The following is a 21373-nucleotide window of genomic DNA, read 5'->3' on the forward strand; positions in this document are numbered from 1 at the left end:
CTCCTAAATAAACGGCTCTATTATTTTTTAGTAACGTCTCCTAAATAAACGGCTCTATTATTTTTTAGTAACGTTCATTTCCTCCAGATTCCAAACTCGCGTCACCCAAGATTCATAAAAAGAAGGTTCATGAGAAACAAGTAAAATTGTTCCTTGATAGTGTTCTAAAGCTTCTCTCAATGCCTCTTTCGCCTGTACATCTAAATGATTCGTCGGCTCATCTAGAATTAAAACATTACTCCGCATTAACATAAGTTCACATAAACGTACCTTCGTTTGTTCTCCACCACTTAAAATGCAAAGAGACTGCCGAATATGTTCTTCCTTTAAACCACATCTTGCTAAAGATTGACGAATTTCTTTTTGCGTCATATCCGGACGTCCTGACCATACTTGTTCAAGCGGTGTAGTTTCTGCACTAAATTCTTCTTGCGCAAAATATGCAGGTTGTACCCGCTCTCCAATATGAACTCTCCCGCTTAATGGTTCTAATTGTCCTAACAACGTTTTTAGCATTGTTGTTTTTCCAATTCCATTATGACCCACAATTGCAATCTTTTCGCGCCTTTTCACTTGTAAATTAAGGGATGGAAACAATGGCTCCACATAACCAATTTGAATTTGCTGTGCTTGTAATATGCGGCTCACAGGCTCAGTGTGAATCTGAAAATGAAAACGCGGCCGTGGTACATCGTTATGTTTTTCAATTTTTTTCATTTTCTCCAATACCTTTTCACGGCTTTTTGCCTGCTTTGCTTTTCGAATTTTATTTTTTTGAATAAAACTCTCTAAATTTGCAATTTCCTTTTGTTGTCTCGTATAAGCCACTTGTAATTGCTGTTTCTGCAAGCGATAACTTTCTAAAAACCTCTCATAATTTCCTGTATAGCGCTTAATTGTTTGCCCCTCTAAATGATAAATAACATTCGTAATATTGTTTAAAAATGATTCGTCATGTGAAACAACAATATAAGCATGCTCATACACTTGTAAATATGCTCTTAGCCAATCTATATGAACTGTGTCTAAATAGTTTGTTGGCTCATCTAATAGTAAAACATGCGGTTTCTCTAAAAGAAGCTTCCCAAGTAATAACTTTGTACGCTGGCCACCACTTAATTTTGAAACATCTTTTTTCATACCTAAGTCTAACAAACCTAAACCAGCTGCTACTTCTTCTATTTTGGTATGAATTTGATAAAAATCTGAGCCCTCTAATACATTTTGTAACTCCCCATATCGTACTAATAGCTTCTCTAAATCCGTTCCCTTTGCCATCTTTTCAGCAATAGCTATCATTTCACGTTCAATCGTATATAGATGAGAAAATGCACCTTGCAAGTATTCCTCAATTGTCATTCCTTCTTGTAAATCAATATGCTGCTCTAAAACCCCCACCTTTACATGTGGAAGCCATTCAATCATCCCCCCATCAGGCAAGACTTCTCCTATTAAAAGCCGAAGCAATGTTGACTTCCCTGCACCATTACTTCCGACAAGCCCCACATGTTCACCTTGTAATAATCGAAAACAAGCATTATATAAAATGGTTTTATCTCCATACGTATGTGTAAGATTTTCTACTGTTAATACGCTCATTTTTGTTCTCTCCTTTTCTTTATAACTAACAAGCCAAATAGAGAGAACAGCAAAATAAAGATCTTATTTAATTGTGTACAAAAAATGGGTAAGGTGAACACACCTTACCCATTACAAATTATTATTGTAAAAAAGGATCAAGGTTCTTTACCTGCTGTCTTCAATTTGGCTTAAACTTTAAAAATGGGCAGACTTCTCCCATATCAAGCTAAAACCATTTGAAGAACAGTTGATAAAGTCATCTTATCCTTTCACTCCTTTATAAATCATTATTGTCTTATAATAAGCATACACCATGCTCTTATATTTTATTCGTTATGAATCTGTTTGTTCCTCTTTTTCTTTAAAAATTTCTTTGGACATTTTCTCCATTGCATACAGACTTGTAAAATCTAAAATGAGTGAATCCACTCTTTGTTCAATCATTTAACCCACTGTTTCTCCCTCTAAAACAAAAAGCTTCTTAACAGTCACAAAAACTGTTAAGAAGCTTTCATTACTTCCGCATATAAGGAGCCAATATCCCTAAAATCTCGGCCTTATCTTCTTTTAACTCAAGAGATGTCAACATATCCATCGTACGAGGACGTGGTAAATTCACATGCACTTCACCAACAATCGTAGCTGGCCTTTGTGACATAATGAATACACGATCAGATAATAGAATTGCTTCATCCAAGTCATGCGTTACCATCACAATCGTTTGTTTCTCTTGATGCCAAGAATCCAAAAGCCAACGATGCACTTCCATTTTTGTAAATGCGTCGAGCTTCCCAAACGGTTCATCAAGCAACATAATAGGTTTTTCACATAAATAAGTACGAAGGAAGCTAATACGCTGACGCATACCACCGGATAATGCATCTGGATAATGATTTGCGTATTCAGCTAGACCAAATTGTTGTAAGGCTTCCATTCCTTCTGTAAGTCGCTCTTTCTTTGGCTTCCCATCAATTTCTAATGGAAGAACAATATTTTGTAGTGCTGAACGCCACGGGAGCAACAAATCTTGTTGCGGCATATAACTTACAATATCCTGTTTTTGAACAAGGGTATCGTTATAGATTACCTCACCACTAGTTGCCTCTTCAACACTCGCAATCAGATTTAATAACGTACTTTTTCCGCAACCACTTGGGCCTACAAACGAGACAAACTCACCTTCTTGTATAGAAGCACTAATCTTTTCTAGTACATTTTTCCCATCAAATGCTTTCACAACATCTTTTATTTGTAATCCGTTCATTTTTCGCTTGGAAGGAACTCGTTTGTAAAGGCATCTTTTACATCAATTTTCTTTTTAATAACTTTGTTATCGTGTAAGAAATTCATGTAATTTGTCCAAACCTCTTCCTTCTGTACTCCCCACGCTTTCGCATCGTCTTGATACTTCGTACTTAACCATTTTTGGCTCTCTTGTACTAACTCTTTATTAATGTCCGGTACATTTTTAATTAAAATATCAGCCGCTTCTTTTGGCTCTTTAATTGCAAAGTTATATCCTTCTGCCGTTGCGTTCATGAATTTTTTCACAAAATCTTTATCTTGCTTTGTATGCTTTTCACTTGTAATAATGACAGGGCTATAGAAATCTAGTGCTGGATCTAAATCTTTTACCATGATTGTATTTAATTCTTTTCCTTGTCGTTTCGCTTCAATGCCATCCCAGCTATAATAAATCCATTCAAAATCTGCATCTTTACCAATCGATTTAAAGAAATCTGTTTGTCCAAGAACAACCTTTTCTACTTTACTAAAATCAGCTTGATGCTTATCCATAATTGTTTTTAACGTCGCTTCTTCTGCTGGCGCTCCCCAGCCTCCATAACGTTTTCCTTCAAAATCTTTCGGAGAAGTAATATTATCTTTTTTCAACGACGCAAATGCAGATGTATTATGTTGAATAATTGCTCCAATTGAAACGACTGGGATTCCTTCAACACGAGCTGATGTTACATTTTCTTGATAACTTACACCGAAATCAGCTTTTCCTGAAGCAATCATTTGCTCTGCTGACACATTATCACCTGGTTGAATAATTTCTACATCTAAGCCTTGCTTTTTATAGTAATCTTTTGTCTTCGCTACATATAAACCAGTGTGGTTTGTGTTTGGAAACCAATCTAAAACAACTTTTACTTTCTTCCCTTTATCTGTACTCTCTTCTTTCTTCGCCGCATTACAACCGACCACGCCTACCGCTAGCAACGCTGCTAGCATAACTTTTAAGCCTTTTTTCATTTTCTGTCGTCCTTTCTGTATATCCATGGTGCTGTTAGTCTTGCCATAAATTCTACGATAAAATACAAGAGCAATGTCACCATTACGATAATTGCTGCGATACCAAATACACGCGCTGTTAAAAAGGATTTTGTTGCACGCGTAAGCATAACACCTAACCCTTCACTCGCACCAAGCCATTCCCCAATAATCGCTCCCATTACGCTATATGTAACCGCAATTTTCAGCCCAGAGAAAAAGTATGGAAGCACGGCTGGGAATTTTACCTTCTGATAGATTTGCCATTTTGTCGCGCGCATTGTTTGTAATAACTTAAGCATGTTCTTATCTACTGTTTGGAAACCTTCTAAAATACTCAAGGCAATCGGAAAGAAGCAAACAAGAATCACGACCATCACTTTCGGCAGCATCCCATACCCAAACCAAATAATGAATAAAGGTGCTAGCACAACAATCGGTATCGTTTGTGATATTACGAGTAACGGATTAATTAAAATGCGAAATAACGGAATAACGTCCATAATAATTGCAATACTCGTTCCAAGTAAAATCGCAAAGAATAATCCGATGATAACTTCTTGTAGTGTTTGCATTGTATTTGGCAACAATAAATCTTTCATTCCAATGAGTTCCTGTACAATAGTAGAAGGCTTGGGTAAAATCCACGGTTCAATTCGGAATAATGAAACAGATCCTTCCCATATAGCAATGAGAAGGATAAGCCAAATCGTTGTAATTGTTATGTTAGATCGTTTCCGTTTTTTCATATTCATCACGGTACTTCCAAACTTTCTCATCAATCGTTACACCTGTACTTGGACGATAATGAATTTTAATAGAAGTAATAACCTCTTCTGCTCCAGCATCGACACAAGCTTGTTGTGCACGCTTAATGACATCAAGAAGCACGTCTAATTCTCCTTCTAGTGTTGTTTCCATCGCACCTACTTCATAACGAACACCCGATTGTTGTACGACTTCAATTGCTTTATCAACAACGGCATACACATCTTTCGTTTTTGCTTGTGGTACGACTGAAAATGAAATTGTAACTTGTTGTGACATCCGAAAATCCCCCTTGCAAAATATGTTTTGTAAAAAGAAAAGGCTTTCCTACAAACTACGCAGGAAAGCCTTGTATGCAAGTTATTATACAATAACATCTGCTTACATCACTTTAAGTAACTCCCTACGCTGGCATTATCCAGATCAGGTTGAGGGTCGATGTTTACTTACATCCTCTCAGCCAATTGGCTCCCCGGTCTTAATTCGTTTTCATTGTAGCATGATTTATTTTTTCAAACAAACAAATCCACATTTTTTTATAATATGATACTGCTCACAATCTATTGGTCATATATTTTATTGTAGCAAACATACAAGTATATTAAGGGGGCTAAAAATGGGAATTCGTTTCATTAAAATCTCTTCTATTTATTTTGTCATCGGTGTTTGTATGGGGTTATTCATGTCAATTTCAGCTAATTACAAATTGACCGCCGTTCATGTACATGTTTTATTATTAGGTTGGACTTCTATGATGTTAGCAGGTATTTTATATTATATTTTCAAAGAAGCTGGTGCCTCGAAACTTGGTAAATGGTATTTTTGGCTCTTACATATCGGGCTACCGATTATGATGATTGCACTCGCTTTTGAGATTTATGGCTATCATGCAGTTATACCTTTTGTTGCCGGTGGAAGTATTATTGTTGTTCTTGCCATTATCATTTTTGCTATTAATATTTTCACACAAATTAAAGAATCTCTAAAATAAGTCTCTTTCATAAGAAAAAAGCAGAAACGGATGAATTCGTTTCTGCTTTTTTCTTTGCAACACATTTACTATAYGTCCATTATTTCTTATTTATATATTAAATTAAAGTAATTGATTTTCCGAAATAATGTCACGAAATATAGTGAATGTTACATTTTATGTGTTATATAATAAAAAGGTTGATTTGACAGGTCTTTATTTGTTTAATTTAATAATCGGCATTCAAATTAAATTATTCAAAAATATCTTACCATATGGATTTTGGAGGTAATTTATCATGTTTTGGCTACAATTTATTACCTTATTACTCTGCATTTTTATCGGCGCACGCCTTGGTGGAGTTGGACTAGGGGTAATGGGTGGAGTTGGTATGGCAATCCTCGTATTCATATTCCATTTACAACCTACAGCTCCTCCTATTGACGTTATGCTGATGATTTTAGCAGTCATTACAGCTGCAGGTGCCTTACAAGCTGCAGGTGGAATGGATTACCTTGTTCATCTTGCAGAAAAAGCACTTCGTAAAAACCCGAAGCGCATTACATTTTTCGCACCTATTGTGACATATTTATTTACATTGTGCGCTGGAACTGGACATGTTGCCTATTCCGTACTTCCCGTTATTGCAGAGGTATCACGTGAATCAGGAATTAGACCTGAACGCCCGATGTCAATTGCCGTAATCGCTTCGCAACAAGCAATTACAGCAAGTCCAATCTCTGCTGCAACTGTGGCCCTGTTAGCAATGCTAGCTGATTATAAAATTACATTGTTAGATATTTTAAAAGTAAGTATTCCTTCTACTTTTATCGCTTGTATGTTAGCAGCTTTCGTTGCGAGCAAAATGGGTAAAGAGTTAAATGAAGACCCTGAATACTTAAAACGATTGAAAGAAGGCATGATTCCTAAACTTGAAGAAAAGAAAGAATTTATCGGTGCAAAAGGTGCCAAGTTATCTGTTGTTCTCTTCTTATTTGCAACTATTTTTGTTGTTCTCCTTGGTTCATTCGAAACACTTCGTCCAGGATGGATGATAGATGGAAAATTAGTTCGTCTTTCAATGCCAAATACAATTGAAATGGTCATGCTTACAATTGCTGCTCTTATTATTATCTTCTGTAAACCAAATGTAGAAAGCATTGTATCTGGAAATGTCTTCAAAGCCGGTGCTACAGCCGTTGTTGCAATCTTCGGTATCGCTTGGATGGGAGACACATTCTTTAACGGAAACTTAAGTACGATTCAAGGATCGATTCAACACTTAGTAACAAGCGCACCATGGTTATTCGCTATTGCATTATTTATTCTATCTATTTTACTGTATAGCCAGGCAGCAACAGTACGTGCGTTAGTGCCACTCGGATTATCACTTGGCATTTCACCAACACTTCTTATTGCGATGTTCCCTGCAGTAAACGGATATTTCTTCATTCCGAACTACGGAACAATTGTTGCTGCGATCAACTTTGACCGTACAGGAACAACACGTATTGGTAAATATGTATTAAATCATAGCTTTATGATTCCTGGTCTGGTCGCAACATTTGCTTCCATTGGAATTGGGATGCTCTTAATTTCCATTATGTTTTAACATACAAAAAGCACAAACTTTTTCTGAATAAAGTTTGTGCTTTTTATTTAATCAAACGTTTGTTTAAATTCTTTATTCAATAACTTCTACATTATATCCTTTTTTCTCTATCCCACTTAGCACTTCTTCAATATGGTTTTTATCTTTCGTTTCTAATGATAAATGGAGCTGCGTATACCCAGGAAACACTTTTGTTCCAATCCGCTCTAAATGAATATGTAATACATTTGCTTCAAAACTTGTTACAATTTCGAGTAAATGTTGCAAATGTCCTGGTTTATCTTTAATCATTGTTGCAATATGAACAAAGCGGCCGGCTTCAACCATCCCATGTTCAATAATACGAGTAATGAAGTTAACATCAACATTTCCACCACTTAAAATCGACACAACTTTTTTCTCTTTCACAGGAATTTTTTGATATAGTAGCGCCGCTAATGAACTAGCACCGGACCCCTCTACTAATAATTTATTGCGTTCAAGTAGCATTAGCATCGTTCGTGCAATTTCCATTTCATCCACACAAAAAATATCATCTACATATCGCTCTACAAGCTGAAATGTAAGTTCTCCCGGTCTTTTCACTGCAATTCCATCTGCCATAGTTGGTGAAGATTCCACAGTAATAACTTTCTTTCCCTCTAAGGATTGCTTCATCCCCGGACAAGCAAGCGCTTGTACACCATATATTTTCACCGACGGTTTTTGTTCTTTAATCGCCATCGCAACACCTGCAATTAAGCCGCCACCACCAACAGGACAAATAACTGCTTCGACGTCATCAAGCTGCTGCAATATTTCTAAACCTACCGTCCCTTGACCAGAGATTACAGCCTCATCATCAAATGGATGTACAAACTTTGCTCCTGTTTGTTCTTTCAAATCTAGCGCATACGCTAATGCATCATCAAATACATCACCTTGCAACTCTACATGTGCACCATATCGCTTAGTCGCAAGCACTTTACTAAGCGGTGCACCTTTTGGCATCACAATCGTACAGGGAATATCGAGCATATTACTAGAATAGGCGACACCTTGTGCATGATTTCCAGCAGACGCTGCAACAACCCCATTTTCTAATTCACCTTTATCAAGAGAAACCATCTTATTATAAGAACCACGTACTTTAAAAGAACCCGTCTTTTGTAAATTTTCGAGTTTCAAATATACTTCATTATGCGATAGTTCACTAAATGTACTTGAATAATCTAGTGGTGTCATATGGACAATGCCTTTCATCTTCTCATGAGCAGCTATAATATCCTGTAATGAAATCATATTGTACCTCCGAAACGATATATGTTCATACATATTAGTTTGAGCCGCACACTTTGTTTTATACGACAAAAAAACCATTTCTTCACATTAGAAATGGTTCTTCCCATATATCAACGATTTTCACTATTTATCATTAAAAATACCTGTCAGTAAAGACGTACTTTCATAAGGCGAATCTGCTAAACTAATTGCAGAAATAACAGAAACTCCATCAGCCCCTGCCTCTATAACAGAAGCAGCATTTTTAAGTGTAATTCCTCCAATACCAACAATCGGGATTGTAATTCCCTCTTCTCTAAAATAACGCAACCCTTTCGTTCCTTGCACCGCTTTTGTATCTTTCTTCGTACTCGTCGGAAAAATAGGTCCTACTCCTAAATAATCCGCCCCATTTGCAATTGCAAAACGAGCTTCCTCTATCGTATGAGCAGATACCCCGACAATTTTATCTCCCATTTTTTCACGAACGGATGTAATTCCTTCGTCATCTTGTCCAACATGAACACCGTCTGCACCCAATTCAATTGCTAATTCTACATCATCATTCACGATAAAAGGTACATCATATTCTTTACAAAGCATTTGTAGCCGCTTAGCAAAACGCACTCGTTCTTCCCCAGCTAAAGCTCCTTCACCTTTTTCACGAAATTGGAAAAGCGTTACTCCGCCATCTAACGCTTCTTTCATTACTTGTAATGGATCTCTTTCACAGTTATTACTTCCCATAATAAAATACACTTGCAATAACTTGGACATTTGTTGTTGATCAATACTTGCCATTTCTTTTACCCCTTCTTATTGCACCTCTTGGATATTTCCATATTGTACAATCTCATTTGCAGTAGTGTTTGCTAACTGATTTAAAAATTCAATTTGGAAACTTCCTGGTCCTTGCTCTACTGTTTTACTTGCAGCTATTTCCGCTGCTACACCATAAAACGTTAATGCAGCAACTGCCGCTTTGACATAATCTTTTTCAACCGCTGCAAATGCCCCCATTACAGAAGTTAATAGACAACCTGTACCTGTCACTTTCGTTAAAATTGGATGTCCATTGCGAATAATGATTGTTCGCTCACCATCTGTTACAACGTCTTCTTTTCCAGTAATCACCGCAATTGTATCTAGTTCATCTGCTGCTTGTTTCGCAATTCCTACAACATCACCGTTTCCAGCCCCAGCATTGACACCTTTAATCTCCCACTTTTCATTGATAACATTAGCAATTTCCGCTGCATTCCCGCGAATCATCGCTAATTTCACTTCACTCGGAATATGTCTTGCAACTTCTGCTCGATAAGACGTTGCCCCTGCACCAACTGGATCAAATAACACAGGTACATGATGTGCATTCGCAGACTTCCCGGCAATTAACATCGCTTCTACTTCTTCAGGACGAAGTGTACCCATATTTAAAACAAGTGCTCCGGCAATGCTAGCCATTTCTGCCACTTCTTCTTTTGCATATGCCATAACTGGTGAAGCTCCTAATGCAAGTAAACCATTGGCCGTAAAGTTTGTTACAACGACATTTGTAATATTATGCACAAGAGGATTAGCCGCTCTCACTGTCTCCACTACTTTTGCGATTTCTTTTATATTCATTCTTTTCATCTCCTAACTTTATAATGGGAGATACACAAAAAGACACTTCGCGTATGCAAAGTGCCTGAACATGTGCTGTTACACTCTCCCTACGCTGGCATTATCCAACAGGTTCTAATGGTCAACGACAGATTAGTCGTACTCTCAGTCTGCATCCGCAAACTCCCATGTGTTTTCTTATTCATCTAATTCAGAGTCTACTCTTATTCTCTTAAAATAACAAGTTACACGTTTTTGTCATCTTAATATATAAGTACAAATTGAAAAAACGATAAAAACCCTTTTTTAGGTGGGAGAGAGCATCCGGCCATGCATAGAAGCGGTCAGGTCCTTTTTTAGCCCCATGCCAAGTTCAAACAAAGTGAGAAAATGAGAGCAGTTCCCTTTTTTCTTTTGAACCAAATTTCAATTTTGCCAAAGCTTCCGCTAACGCAGGATTACGCGGCTCATCATCTTGATTTTATTGTTTCATATACTTCGCAACATCGCGTTTTGATACTTTTTCGCCTTGTGAAATAATGGTTTGTCCTTTTAAAAAAGGACAAAGATATCCTACTATTTTGTTATATCCGAAATACTAAAATTTCCCCCTCTTAACTAGTCAAAGATATAGAGTATTTAATTAATAACAAAAGGTTAGAATCTTCGGCATAACTGAATCCGCAAAGGATCTATGCTATATTTAACTTACGGAAACTTGAAAGGATGTTTTAAATATGGCAAAAAGTGTTGTAATTGCTGAGAAACCTTCTGTTGCACGTGATATTGCACGTGTATTGAAGTGTGATAAAAAAGGAAATGGTTATCTTGAAGGTAATAAATATATCGTTACTTGGGCTTTAGGGCATCTTGTTACATTAGCAGACCCAGAAAGCTATGATATAAAATATAAAAAGTGGAATCTAGAAGATTTACCAATGCTACCTGAACGTTTGAAATTGACAGTGATTAAGCAAACTGGCAAACAGTTTAATGCCGTTAAAAGTCAACTGATTAGAAAAGATGTTACTGAAATAATAGTGGCTACAGACGCTGGAAGAGAGGGAGAATTAGTCGCGCGTTGGATTATTGATAAAGTTAGAATTAATAAACCTATTAAACGCCTATGGATCTCATCTGTTACCGATAAAGCAATCAAAGATGGCTTCGCAAACTTAAAGCCAGGTAAAGCATATGAAAATTTATACGCTTCAGCTGTCGCACGTTCGGAGGCTGACTGGTATATCGGGCTTAATGCAACACGTGCATTAACTACTCGATTTAATGCTCAACTAAACTGTGGTCGTGTACAAACACCTACTGTGGCTATCATTGCAGGTCGTGAGGACGAAATTAAAAACTTCAAAGCACAAACATACTACGGCATTGAAGCTCAAACAACAGAAAAGTTAAAATTGACTTGGCAAGACGCTAGAGGGAATGGTCGCAGTTTTGATAAAGCAAAAATCGATACCATTGTGACAAAACTGGATAAACAAAATGCAACTGTGGTAGAAATCGATAAAAAGGTGAAAAAATCATTTGCTCCTGGTCTTTATGACTTAACAGAGCTACAACGTGATGCAAATAAAATCTTTGGTTATTCTGCAAAAGAAACGTTAAATATTATGCAAAAATTGTATGAGCAACATAAAGTACTCACTTACCCTCGTACAGATTCGCGCTATATTTCATCTGATATCGTCGGAACACTTCCAGAGCGTCTAAAAGCGTGTGGAGTAGGAGAATATCGTCCTTTAGCTCATAAAATTTTAAATAAGCCTATAAAATCCACTAAAGCATTTGTTGATGATAGTAAAGTAAGCGATCATCACGCAATCATCCCAACGGAAAGCTATGTGAATTTCTCAGCTTTCACAGATAAAGAACGCAAAATTTATGATTTAGTGGTAAAACGTTTCTTAGCAGTCTTATTCCCAGCCTTTGAATATGAACAACTAACATTACGCACGAAAATTGGTGATGAAACGTTTGTTGCACGTGGCAAAACGATTTTACATTCTGGTTGGAAAGAAGTATATGAAAACCGCTTTGAAGATGACGATGCAGTTGAAGATTTAAAAGAGCAAATTTTACCTCGCATTGAAAAAGGCGATACATTAAGCGTAAAACTAATTGCTCAAACATCAGGTCAAACAAAACCACCTGCACGCTTTAATGAAGCAACGTTACTTTCAGCAATGGAAAACCCTACAAAATACATGGATACGCAAAATAAACAACTTGCTGATACGTTAAAATCAACTGGTGGATTAGGTACTGTGGCTACACGAGCTGACATTATTGACAAACTATTTAATTCATTCTTGATTGAAAAACGTGGTAAAGATATTCACATTACATCAAAAGGTCGTCAGTTACTTGATTTAGTACCGGAAGAACTAAAATCTCCTACACTAACTGCTGAATGGGAACAAAAGAAAAAACTAGAACTTCGCGGTGAAGGAGATGGGCAAATCTTCGCATGTAAATGTGGATATCGCGAGAAGCTTTCTACATTCCAAGAGCGCCGCAAGAAAGAATCAGGAAATAAAGCAGATAAACGCTACGTTCAAAAATATATGAAGCAGCAACAAAAAGAAGAAGAAGAGCCATTAAATAACGCACTAGCAGAAGCATTAAAAAAGTTAAAATTTGAATAAAAAAAGTTCCTACCGCTCTCGGTAGGAACTTTTTTTAATGAATAATTTTACTTCCTTTTGCATTCTCAACAAATTTCTCACTCGACTTGTTAATCGGTGTTTTCAGTACCAATGCAAGTACAAGCATGATTACCACAAAGACACTTAACACGAGAAGATCTCTTATCACAATATCCCAAAGCATTCCGCCCACTGTTTCACGAATCACGCTAATTGCATATGTGAACGGTAAGAACGGATATATCAATTGGAAGAATTTTGGAAGCATTTGAATTGGGAATGTTCCGCCTGATCCAGCTACTTGTAGTACGAGTAAAATGATTGCCATCGATTTCCCAATGTTTCCGAAAACAGAAACGAGTGAATACACGATACAAACAAAGACTCCACCAATGAATAAGCTGAATAGAACAAACCAAAACTTATCAACTACATACGTACCAAGTAAGAAAATATCTCCCATCGATACGATAAACGCCTGTGCAAGACCTATCGTTAAGAATGTTAAAAAGCGTCCGAAGTAAATCTCATGACTCTTATAATTTGCCTCTGGCTCATGTACTTCTACTGTTAATAATGAAACCATTAAAAGTGCCCCTACCCATAATGCAAGCACTGTATAGAATGGTGACATCCCCGAACCGTAGTTTGGCATCGCAAATAATTTATTTTCTTTTAAATTTACTGGATTTGCAAAGTAATCACTTTGCTGTTCAACATCATTTTTCAATAACTTGATGACATCTTTTATATCTTCTTCCGATTCAAATTTACGAATTTTATCTGCTAATTCTTTAATCTTTTTCTCAGCAGCTGGCATTTCTGCTTTAATATCTTCCACTTTCTTTGTGCCTTCTACTAAGCCTTTAGATGAATCTTCTAGCAGTTTTTTTACATCTGGAAGCTTTTTATCTGCGTCGTTTAAGATCTTAGATGTATTTTTAGACATCTCTTTTGTACGAGCAATTGCTGCATTGAAGTTCGGAACGATTTCTGAATCGTAGCTTGCTAAGAAGTCTCCCAATTGTGCTGAACCATTTTTCGATGCTTCATTAATGCTTTCAATTACATCTTTTGTAGGTTGTTGCCCATTGTTAATAAGTGTGATTCCTTTATTGGTTGCATCGGCACCCTTTTGAAGAGCGTCTTTTGCTTTATTTAATTTTGCAATCCCATTATCAAGGTTTTTATCACTATTTACATCAGCTAAAACCTTATTCGCACTTTCTAGTACAGGAATCATATCATCAATCATACTAATACCTGCTTGGAATTGGCCATTTAAGCTGTTTAAAGCTACTTTCGTTGAATCCAAGCCATTTACACCTTTATTTTGCAGGTCTTCCATTGCTTTTTGAGCATCAGATTTAGCATTCTCAATACCATCTCTTACTTTATTATATTCAGTCTTTGCTTTCTCATAATCCTCATTTATCTTGTTTTCTGTTTGTTCTTTAAACTGAACTGCTTTTTTGTAATCTGCTACAAAAGTTTCATTATAATCTTTTTCAGCTTGATCAATTAAGCCATTCACTGCATTTAATTTTTGATTAACAGCATCTCTCACATCTTGTTTTACTTCTTGACCTGTACCAATAATATTTACAAGATCTTTAATACCATTGTTTGCATTCTCCATACCATTTTTTAAATTAGTTAAATGATCTATCCCCTTTTGGAAAAACGCTTCTCCCTTATTTGGTTCCGCTTCTTTAAGCTTAGTCAACATATCAATAAGATAAGAAACACCGTCAGTATGGCCTTGCAGATTATCGGAAGCCTGATTGAGTTCTTGCTTCGCTCTCGCTGGATCAAACTTTCCATTTTGCAAGCCATTCATAACGCCTTGTGCATATGCAGTTCCCGTACGTGCTGAACTCAACACATTGTTTACCGTTTGATTAATATTTCTGGCAATATTTTTATATCCTTCATCATTAAACTGTGGAAGTCCAGAAAGTGATGGAAACTCAGGAAGTGGAGGTATCTTAGATATATCAGGAAGATTCAAATCAATACCTGGATGCATTAAAAAATTAGTAACAGCTGTTGCCTTATCCATGCCATCTTTCACCACAGTTAAGTCGTTTCGTATCGCTCCAGGAGCGTCTTTTAACCTTTGGTCATTGTTTGCAAAGAACTTATCTAAGTTCCCCAGCGTTTCCTGCCCATCGTTAATCACACTTTCCACAACCGGTAAATCTTCTTGTGCAACTTTCACAAGATCTTGCGCTCTAGTCGCATCATCTAACGCTGTATTCACAAGTGTATACATTTCCGGGAACTGTGCTTCTAACTTGAATACAAGATCTTTTACTTTTTCGATACTTGGTAAGTTTGTTTCTAAATCGATTCCAAGATCATTAAAGATTTGAAAAATCTCACCGTTTGCTGTTTTAACAAAGTTTTTACTAATTTCTTCTGTTATACCTGATGCACCTTTTGCTGTAATTTTCGGTGCAATGGCATTGACCTTCTCATTCACAAAATAATCAAGTTCTGGCTTTTGCGGGTTATCGCTAATTACCGTTGCAATTTTTTCAGAGAAATCTTTCGGGATCGTAATACTTGCATAATAATCCCCGTGTTCTACTCCATAAATTGCTTGCTTTTCATCAACGAATTTCCATCCCATATTTTTATTCTTTTTGAGCGAATCTATAATTTCATTCCCGATGTTAATATCTTTTCCTCGTAAATTTGATCCAGCATCTTGGTTAGAAACTGCAATTGGAACATCTTTCGTGTTCCCATATGGATCCCAGGAAGCTTTAATGTTAAACCATGCATATAACGATGGCAAAATCATAAGTCCTAATACAATTACAATCGCAGCCCAATGTTTGGCTACGTTCCGTAAGTCTGTCGTATAAATACGCCATATCTGTTTCATATAAGCTATCACCTAATTATATATTTTTCCTTCTTTAGAAAATGGTGCATGCATTTTGCAATTATATCATTTTCCTCATCGTGGATTAAACGAAAGTGTACTATTTTCCCAAAATCTTTTACTTACTTCATTATATAACGAAGTCGATAAAGTATTCATACAAAATGACCAAATCGGTTTTACATTCAGTAATAACAAATATATAGGAAATGTCATAAAAAATACAAGTATTTTATCTTGGAAATACTTGTATTCACAAAAAAAATCCTCATAGCGCTTACATTGCTATGAGGATTTCTTCTATTATTATATATCCAATTGAACTTCTACTCCGAAATGATCTGAAATAATATTTCGATTTATACCATTGAAAATGACTTTTGAAGAAATAACTGTTTTTGGTTTGTTACTTAAAATAAGATCAATTCGTAAATTTTGCTTATTTTCATCCCAACCAGCAATTTTTCCTTGTACAGTTGTTCCTTCATCTTTTTCCAAAGCTAGCTCATATGTGTCATAAAGCCCTTTTTGCATGAGATAATCGTATCCTTCTCCTTGTAAACGGGCATTATTATTAAAATCGCCCATTAAAATTGAAAGTTCGTTTTCATTCATATGCTTTATTAAACAATCGACTTGTCGTTGAAACGATTCTTCTTCATCATTCCACCAACCAAGATGACAAGAATAAAAGGTTATATTTTTACTTTTATAAGAGATTGTTACGCTAACAATTTTACGCGCTTTCCAATAAGAGATATCCTTACTTTCTGATACAAAGAAAGAATCTTGTTTCACAATAGAATGTTTCGTTATGATAGCTGAACCTTCTTCATATATGTCATAACCAATATGCGAGTAATCCCAAACAATGTTGTAATTTCCTAAACCTAGCTTCTCAAGCTCTGCAAGTAATACAAGGCCAAAGTTATCCTTTTTCTTGTTATCGCATACATTTTGAGCTTTTATAGACTGACTAACTTCTTGCAAGGCAATAACATCGTAATCTTCCTCTTGAATCGTTTTAGCAAGATGTCTTATTTTTTCTATTTGATTCGCTTCTTGCCAAGAATGACAGTTTAAAGTGAGTAACTTCATTTATTATGCACCTAACATATCTTGAATGTCTGATTTCAACACATCAGCTTTCGGACCATATACCGCTTGAACACCTTTGTCTTTTACAATGAGACCTAAAGCACCGTTTTGCTTCCACTGTGCCTCTGGTGCAACAGCTTCTAAATTTTTCACTGTTACACGTAAACGTGTCATACAAGCATCTACATCCGCAATATTATCTTTTCCACCTAACAAATCAATAACCTTCATTGCTAAAGAACCATCTTTTACATTTGCTGTTCCTTCTGAAGATTCATCTTCATTATCAATATAGTTACCCGCACGTCCTGGCGTTGGTAAATTGAATTTTTTAATTAAGAAATTAAATACTGTAAAGTTTAAACCGAAGAATACCGCTGACACAACAACAAAGTTAATTAAGTCTCTTGTTAATCCTGCATTAATCATCATTGGTGTACGTGTAATTAACTCAATAAAACCAAAAGCATGGACACGTAAGTGAATAAGATCCGCCAACGCAAATGCAAGTCCTGTTATAATTGCATATACAATATATAATACTGGTGCAATGAACATGAACATAAATTCAATTGGTTCCGTTACACCTGTTAAAAATACTGCTAATGCTGCAGATAAGAACATTGGTTTATATTTTGCACGTTTATCTTTATCGACATTACGGAACATCGCAAATGCAATACCAATTAATGATGCAGTTGAACCAATAACTTGCCCAACTTTGAAACGAGCTGGCACAACATTATTTAATAAATCGTTATATGCTTTTGTATCCCCTTTTGCTAACAAGTTATTTAAATCAGTAATCCATGCAAGCCATAATGGATCTTGTCCCGCAACAACCTGACCAACTTTTGCTCCAGTTAACATCGTATATGTTCCRCCWAGCTCYGTATAGTTCATCGGAATCGTTAACATATGRTGTAAWCCRAACGGTAATAGTAAACGCTCTAATGTTCCGTATACAAATGGTGCAACAATTGGTGCACTATCTTTTGATGCTGCGATCCAGCGACCAAACTCATTTAATCCGCTTTGGATAAATGGCCATAAAAGTGATAAAGCAATCGCAGTAACTGTAGACCATACAATTACAACAAATGGTACAAATCGTTTTCCGTTAAAGAACGCTAATGCTTGTGGTAATTTATTATAATTATAGTATTTGTTATATAAGGTAGCTCCTAAGAACCCTGTAATAATCCCTACGAAAACTCCCATGTTCAATGCTGGTGCACCAAGTACTGAAGTGAAATAATCTTTAACAATTAAATCACCTGCTAATAATGAGGAAACTTTCGCTTTTGAATCCGTTAACATTTCAGCGTTAACACCAAATATAGCTCCTGTAATTCGGTTCGTTAAGACGAATGCTAACAGCGCTGCGAATGCACCACCTGCCCGATCTTTCGCCCAAGATCCCCCAATCGCTACAGCAAATAAAATATGTAAGTTTGTAATAATTGCCCAACCGATGTCTTCCATTACTCTAGCAATTGTATGTACTGCATTTACATCCCCAGCAGACATACCAATTAGCTTACCGATGGAAATCATTAAGCCAGCAGCTGGCATAACAGCTACAACAACTAGCAATGCTTTCCCGAACTTCTGCCAAAAATCAAAAGACGTAATTTTCATCTGTTTTTTCCTCCTCTTTATTTATAAAATCCCTACTAATATAGATAATAATTTCTTTTTGCCTACGAAAACGATACCTTTTTAACGCAAACGTTTTCATAAATCTATTTTAATAAAAGCGTTTTCACATTGCAATATAAATTTATTATTTTTCATAAAAAAAGATGCTACGAGAGCATCTTTTTTTATCAATAAATACGATAAACCCTTGTTTCATAAGGCTTTAAAGTAATTGTAGTACATTTATTATGTTCCACTACTTCATAGTTATTTAAAAGCAAACGTTTGCGTTCTAAAGAGAATGTATCCTCATTATACACAGCATTTTCTTTAGATATATTACTAATCACAACAACTTTTTCATCATTCAACGTACGCGTATACGCATAAATCTGCGGATCATTCTCTAAAATCAAATCATATGTGCCATAATTAAATACATCATGCTCTTTTTTAAGTGCAATCATCTTTTTATAGAAATTAAAAATAGAACTAGCCTCTACTTGCTGCTTTTGAACATTAATTTCTTTATAATTTGGGTTCATTCCAAACCACGGTTTCCCTGTTGTAAAACCAGCGTTTTCTTCATCATTCCATTGCATTGGTGTACGTGAATTATCACGACAAGATGCCCAAATAATTTCCATCATCTCTTGATGTGATACGCCTTCTTCAATTTTCTCGCGATATAAATTCTTAATTGCTACGTCATCATAATCTTCAATATTTGGGAATTGAACATTTGTCATACCAATTTCTTGTCCTTGATAAATAAACGGTGTTCCGTGCATAAAGAAGTACATTGCTCCTAAAGCTGTTGCACTTTCACGCCAATACTGTTTATCATCTCCCCACGTAGAAACAATCCGTGGTTTATCATGATTTTCAATATACAACGCATTCCATCCCTTATTTTCTAAACCTTTTTGCCACTTCGTTAACACCTTTTTCAGTTCCACAACATCAAGTTCCTTTTTCTTTTCTGCATCCCATAAACTTAAATGCTCAAACTGAAATACCATATTAAATTTACCGTTTTCTTCTCCAACCCAAAGATCAGCATCTTCAACTTTGACACCATTGGCTTCCCCAACAGTCATAATATCGTATTTTGAAAATGTATTCTCCTTCAACTCTTCTAAAAGTGGCTGAATTCCATTTACATTCATATGTTTATCAAAAGAAGGCACATACTTTAACCCTTTCGGATTTGCCATGTCTTTTAGGCCTTCTTCTTTTTTGATATGACTGATTGCATCTACACGGAAACCATCAATTCCTTTATCTAGCCACCAGTTTACAGTATCATATAAAACTTCACGGACCTGTGCATTCTCCCAGTTTAAATCTGGTTGTTTACGTGAGAATATGTGTAAGAAATATTGATCTGTTACTTCATCATATTCCCAAGCAGAACCGCTAAAGATACTTTCCCAATTATTTGGTTCTTCTCCATCCTTACCATCGCGCCAAATATACCAATCACGTTTTGGATTATCTTTAGACGAACGCGATTCAATAAACCAAGGATGTTCATCACTCGTGTGATTAATAACTAAATCAATAATGAGCTTCATACCACGTTTATGCACTTCATCTAGTAATTCATCAAAATCGGCCATCGTACCAAACTCATCCATAATGTCTTGATAATCACTAATATCATAGCCATTATCATCATTCGGCGATTTATACATTGGACAAATCCAAATTACATCTATTCCTAAATCCTTTAAATAATCAAGCTTTGCAATAATACCTTGTAAATCTCCRATACCATCACCATTAGAATCCATAAAGCTACGCGGATAAATTTGATAAGCGACAGCTTCTTTCCACCATGTTTTATTCATAATAATTCTCTCCTTTTGCATCTATTTGAAAATTTATGCAAACGTTTTCGTAACACTATCATAACAAAATATGGAGAGTTTGCAATGAGAATTTTCATCTTATTACTAAATATCTACTTTTCTTTAAGAAACAATACCTCATTTCATTAACCTTACATATTTTTTATGGTGTACATACTTGGTGGGAATTTCTCATTCCCCTTTATCATTAATAAAGTGAAACTTTAATCAGTGGGGATTCTTCATCCCCCACTGATTATTAGCCCTCACCAATCGGGCTTTTACGGACAGTTGGTTCCCTAAATTTTGATGTGTGGGTCTTAATTACAAATAAAAAATCATCCAATTTATGCCCGATTATTCGCAACATTTTGGATGACTAAAGTTTACTTTTTTTTCATTTCTAATTCTTTCTCCTAATAACAAACCTCATTTTCATAAACTAATTATCTGTCTTATGATTTTCATTTTAATGACCGCAATTTAATATTTGGTGCTTTATTTTTCACTACGATGTCATCATAAACAACTGGAACTTGAAACTCAAATTGCTTTGTTTCATGTCGCTGTAAGTAAAAAGGTGTTGGTACCTGATAACTCTTTAATTTTTGATTTGCATCTTGATATAAAACAAGTTGTAATGCTTGTGAATGATTGCGATAATTTTTTAAAGTGACGACGCAATTTTGTTCAAAATTATCTCCCTTTTTCTCCATCGTACATTGGCTATCCTCTTTTTTGTATTCAATTGCCTCTAGTCCTTTTTTCCCTGTGTAATGCCATGTTTTATCAAGAGTTTGAAGTATTTCATTTAAAGTAAACGGCATTATGATAATCAAGACACTCATACACACTACTTTTATGTTATTTAGCTTTTTTAACCAATTAGAATCCTTCTTTTCTAACCACTTTATAAGAAATAGAAAAGAAATTGCTTGTAATGCAAAAGAACAAATCCAGATATTCGAAATCTTATACCCCATATAAATATATGTATCTACTGGAATCCCGTATGCGTGAAATAATTTTTCTCCAATTAATTCATTATCATTTGGCATTTTTATTAATAGTAATACTCCGACACTGTAAAAAATGGCTACTAATCGATCATATTCAATCCGAATCATTCTTTCTCCCTTCTCCTTTGTTTTT

The 21373-nt window shown here is 35.7% G+C and carries 16 protein-coding genes and 2 riboswitches; of the genes, 3 read left to right on the forward strand and 13 right to left on the reverse strand.

The genetic code is table 11. The features are described 5' to 3' along the window. Nucleotides 1–57: 57 nt before the first annotated feature. From AC1DIT_RS11710 to AC1DIT_RS11730, 5 genes are all read right to left on the reverse strand, one after another. Nucleotides 58–1599: an ABC-F family ATP-binding cassette domain-containing protein gene (locus tag AC1DIT_RS11710; protein ID WP_016112919.1), complete on the reverse strand. Its 1542-nt coding sequence runs from the start codon at nt 1597–1599 to the stop codon at nt 58–60. A gap of 496 nt (nt 1600–2095) precedes the next feature. Next, nucleotides 2096–2845, reverse strand: coding sequence for an ABC transporter ATP-binding protein (locus AC1DIT_RS11715; protein ID WP_016112918.1), 750 nt, complete (start codon nt 2843–2845; stop codon nt 2096–2098). Beyond that, nucleotides 2842–3840, reverse strand: coding sequence for an ABC transporter substrate-binding protein (locus AC1DIT_RS11720; RefSeq protein WP_016112917.1), 999 nt, complete (start codon nt 3838–3840; stop codon nt 2842–2844). Before AC1DIT_RS11720 ends, AC1DIT_RS11715 begins: the two co-directional genes overlap by 4 nt. Then, a complete protein-coding gene (locus AC1DIT_RS11725) occupies nt 3837–4613 on the reverse strand; it encodes an ABC transporter permease (protein ID WP_016132522.1) in 777 nt (258 codons plus the stop codon). Before AC1DIT_RS11725 ends, AC1DIT_RS11720 begins: the two co-directional genes overlap by 4 nt. Next, nucleotides 4585–4905 carry an MTH1187 family thiamine-binding protein gene (locus tag AC1DIT_RS11730; protein ID WP_016132521.1) on the reverse strand — a complete coding sequence of 107 codons (321 nt, stop codon included), beginning with the start codon at nt 4903–4905 and terminating at the stop codon, nt 4585–4587. Before AC1DIT_RS11730 ends, AC1DIT_RS11725 begins: the two co-directional genes overlap by 29 nt. A 104-nt stretch (nt 4906–5009) precedes the next feature. Further along, nucleotides 5010–5111, reverse strand: a riboswitch (TPP riboswitch). A 131-nt stretch (nt 5112–5242) separates the two neighbouring features. Between AC1DIT_RS11730 and AC1DIT_RS11735 the strand changes: the two genes are divergently transcribed. Together AC1DIT_RS11735 and AC1DIT_RS11740 are read left to right on the forward strand one after the other, a co-directional pair. Next, nucleotides 5243–5617, forward strand: a complete 375-nt coding sequence (locus tag AC1DIT_RS11735) for a hypothetical protein (RefSeq protein WP_016132520.1) — start codon at nt 5243–5245, stop codon at nt 5615–5617. 277 nt (nt 5618–5894) lie between these two features. After that, the gene (locus tag AC1DIT_RS11740; RefSeq protein WP_016112914.1) at nt 5895–7208 is read left to right on the forward strand and encodes an anaerobic C4-dicarboxylate transporter family protein; all 1314 of its coding nucleotides are present in this window, start codon (nt 5895–5897) and stop codon (nt 7206–7208) included. Between the two features lie 72 nt (nt 7209–7280). Here the strand turns inward: AC1DIT_RS11740 and ilvA are convergent, their stop codons facing one another. From ilvA to thiM, 3 genes are all read right to left on the reverse strand, one after another. Next, on the reverse strand, nt 7281–8489 hold the full coding sequence (gene ilvA / locus AC1DIT_RS11745) for a threonine ammonia-lyase (RefSeq protein WP_016132519.1): 1209 nt from the start codon (nt 8487–8489) through the stop codon (nt 7281–7283). Nucleotides 8490–8612: 123 nt separating this feature from the next. Beyond that, nucleotides 8613–9269, reverse strand: a complete 657-nt coding sequence (gene thiE, locus AC1DIT_RS11750; protein WP_016132340.1) for a thiamine phosphate synthase — start codon at nt 9267–9269, stop codon at nt 8613–8615. 15 nt (nt 9270–9284) lie between these two features. After that, a complete protein-coding gene (gene thiM / locus AC1DIT_RS11755; RefSeq protein WP_016132339.1) occupies nt 9285–10094 on the reverse strand; it encodes a hydroxyethylthiazole kinase in 810 nt (269 codons plus the stop codon). 69 nt (nt 10095–10163) lie between these two features. After that, nucleotides 10164–10273: riboswitch (TPP riboswitch) on the reverse strand. A 537-nt stretch (nt 10274–10810) separates the two neighbouring features. On the opposite strand from thiM, the gene AC1DIT_RS11760 reads away from it, so the two are divergent. Then, nucleotides 10811–12736 (forward strand): DNA topoisomerase III, encoded by a 1926-nt coding sequence (locus AC1DIT_RS11760; protein WP_476998204.1) that lies wholly within the window; start codon nt 10811–10813, stop codon nt 12734–12736. Between the two features lie 34 nt (nt 12737–12770). Here the strand turns inward: AC1DIT_RS11760 and AC1DIT_RS11765 are convergent, their stop codons facing one another. The 5 genes from AC1DIT_RS11765 to AC1DIT_RS11785 all read right to left on the reverse strand — a co-directional run bounded on the left by AC1DIT_RS11765 (nt 12771) and on the right by AC1DIT_RS11785 (nt 21348). After that, a complete protein-coding gene (locus AC1DIT_RS11765) occupies nt 12771–15629 on the reverse strand; it encodes a YhgE/Pip domain-containing protein (protein WP_016132337.1) in 2859 nt (952 codons plus the stop codon). Nucleotides 15630–15935: 306 nt separating this feature from the next. Then, nucleotides 15936–16727 (reverse strand): endonuclease/exonuclease/phosphatase family protein, encoded by a 792-nt coding sequence (locus tag AC1DIT_RS11770; protein ID WP_016132518.1) that lies wholly within the window; start codon nt 16725–16727, stop codon nt 15936–15938. Between the two features lie 3 nt (nt 16728–16730). After that, nucleotides 16731–18368: a PTS transporter subunit IIBC gene (locus tag AC1DIT_RS11775; protein WP_016112907.1), complete on the reverse strand. Its 1638-nt coding sequence runs from the start codon at nt 18366–18368 to the stop codon at nt 16731–16733. Between the two features lie 188 nt (nt 18369–18556). Beyond that, on the reverse strand, nt 18557–20221 hold the full coding sequence (locus AC1DIT_RS11780) for a glycoside hydrolase family 13 protein (protein ID WP_016112906.1): 1665 nt from the start codon (nt 20219–20221) through the stop codon (nt 18557–18559). Nucleotides 20222–20685: 464 nt separating this feature from the next. After that, nucleotides 20686–21348, reverse strand: coding sequence for a hypothetical protein (locus AC1DIT_RS11785; RefSeq protein WP_016112905.1), 663 nt, complete (start codon nt 21346–21348; stop codon nt 20686–20688). Nucleotides 21349–21373: the final 25 nt, after the last annotated feature.

This window comes from Bacillus sp. 05T22, from assembly GCF_056396765.1.

Coding starts and splice junctions, on each gene's coding strand:
- AC1DIT_RS11725 (WP_016132522.1), bottom strand. CDS start 4,613: ATGAATATGAAAAAACGGAAACGATCTAACATAACAATTACAACGATT.
- AC1DIT_RS11730 (WP_016132521.1), bottom strand. CDS start 4,905: ATGTCACAACAAGTTACAATTTCATTTTCAGTCGTACCACAAGCAAAA.
- AC1DIT_RS11740 (WP_016112914.1), top strand. CDS start 5,895: ATGTTTTGGCTACAATTTATTACCTTATTACTCTGCATTTTTATCGGC.
- AC1DIT_RS11735 (WP_016132520.1), top strand. CDS start 5,243: ATGGGAATTCGTTTCATTAAAATCTCTTCTATTTATTTTGTCATCGGT.
- AC1DIT_RS11785 (WP_016112905.1), bottom strand. CDS start 21,348: ATGATTCGGATTGAATATGATCGATTAGTAGCCATTTTTTACAGTGTC.
- AC1DIT_RS11710 (WP_016112919.1), bottom strand. CDS start 1,599: ATGAGCGTATTAACAGTAGAAAATCTTACACATACGTATGGAGATAAA.
- AC1DIT_RS11765 (WP_016132337.1), bottom strand. CDS start 15,629: ATGAAACAGATATGGCGTATTTATACGACAGACTTACGGAACGTAGCC.
- AC1DIT_RS11770 (WP_016132518.1), bottom strand. CDS start 16,727: ATGAAGTTACTCACTTTAAACTGTCATTCTTGGCAAGAAGCGAATCAA.
- AC1DIT_RS11760 (WP_476998204.1), top strand. CDS start 10,811: ATGGCAAAAAGTGTTGTAATTGCTGAGAAACCTTCTGTTGCACGTGAT.
- ilvA (WP_016132519.1), bottom strand. CDS start 8,489: ATGATTTCATTACAGGATATTATAGCTGCTCATGAGAAGATGAAAGGC.
- AC1DIT_RS11715 (WP_016112918.1), bottom strand. CDS start 2,845: ATGAACGGATTACAAATAAAAGATGTTGTGAAAGCATTTGATGGGAAA.
- thiE (WP_016132340.1), bottom strand. CDS start 9,269: ATGGCAAGTATTGATCAACAACAAATGTCCAAGTTATTGCAAGTGTAT.
- thiM (WP_016132339.1), bottom strand. CDS start 10,094: ATGAATATAAAAGAAATCGCAAAAGTAGTGGAGACAGTGAGAGCGGCT.
- AC1DIT_RS11720 (WP_016112917.1), bottom strand. CDS start 3,840: ATGAAAAAAGGCTTAAAAGTTATGCTAGCAGCGTTGCTAGCGGTAGGC.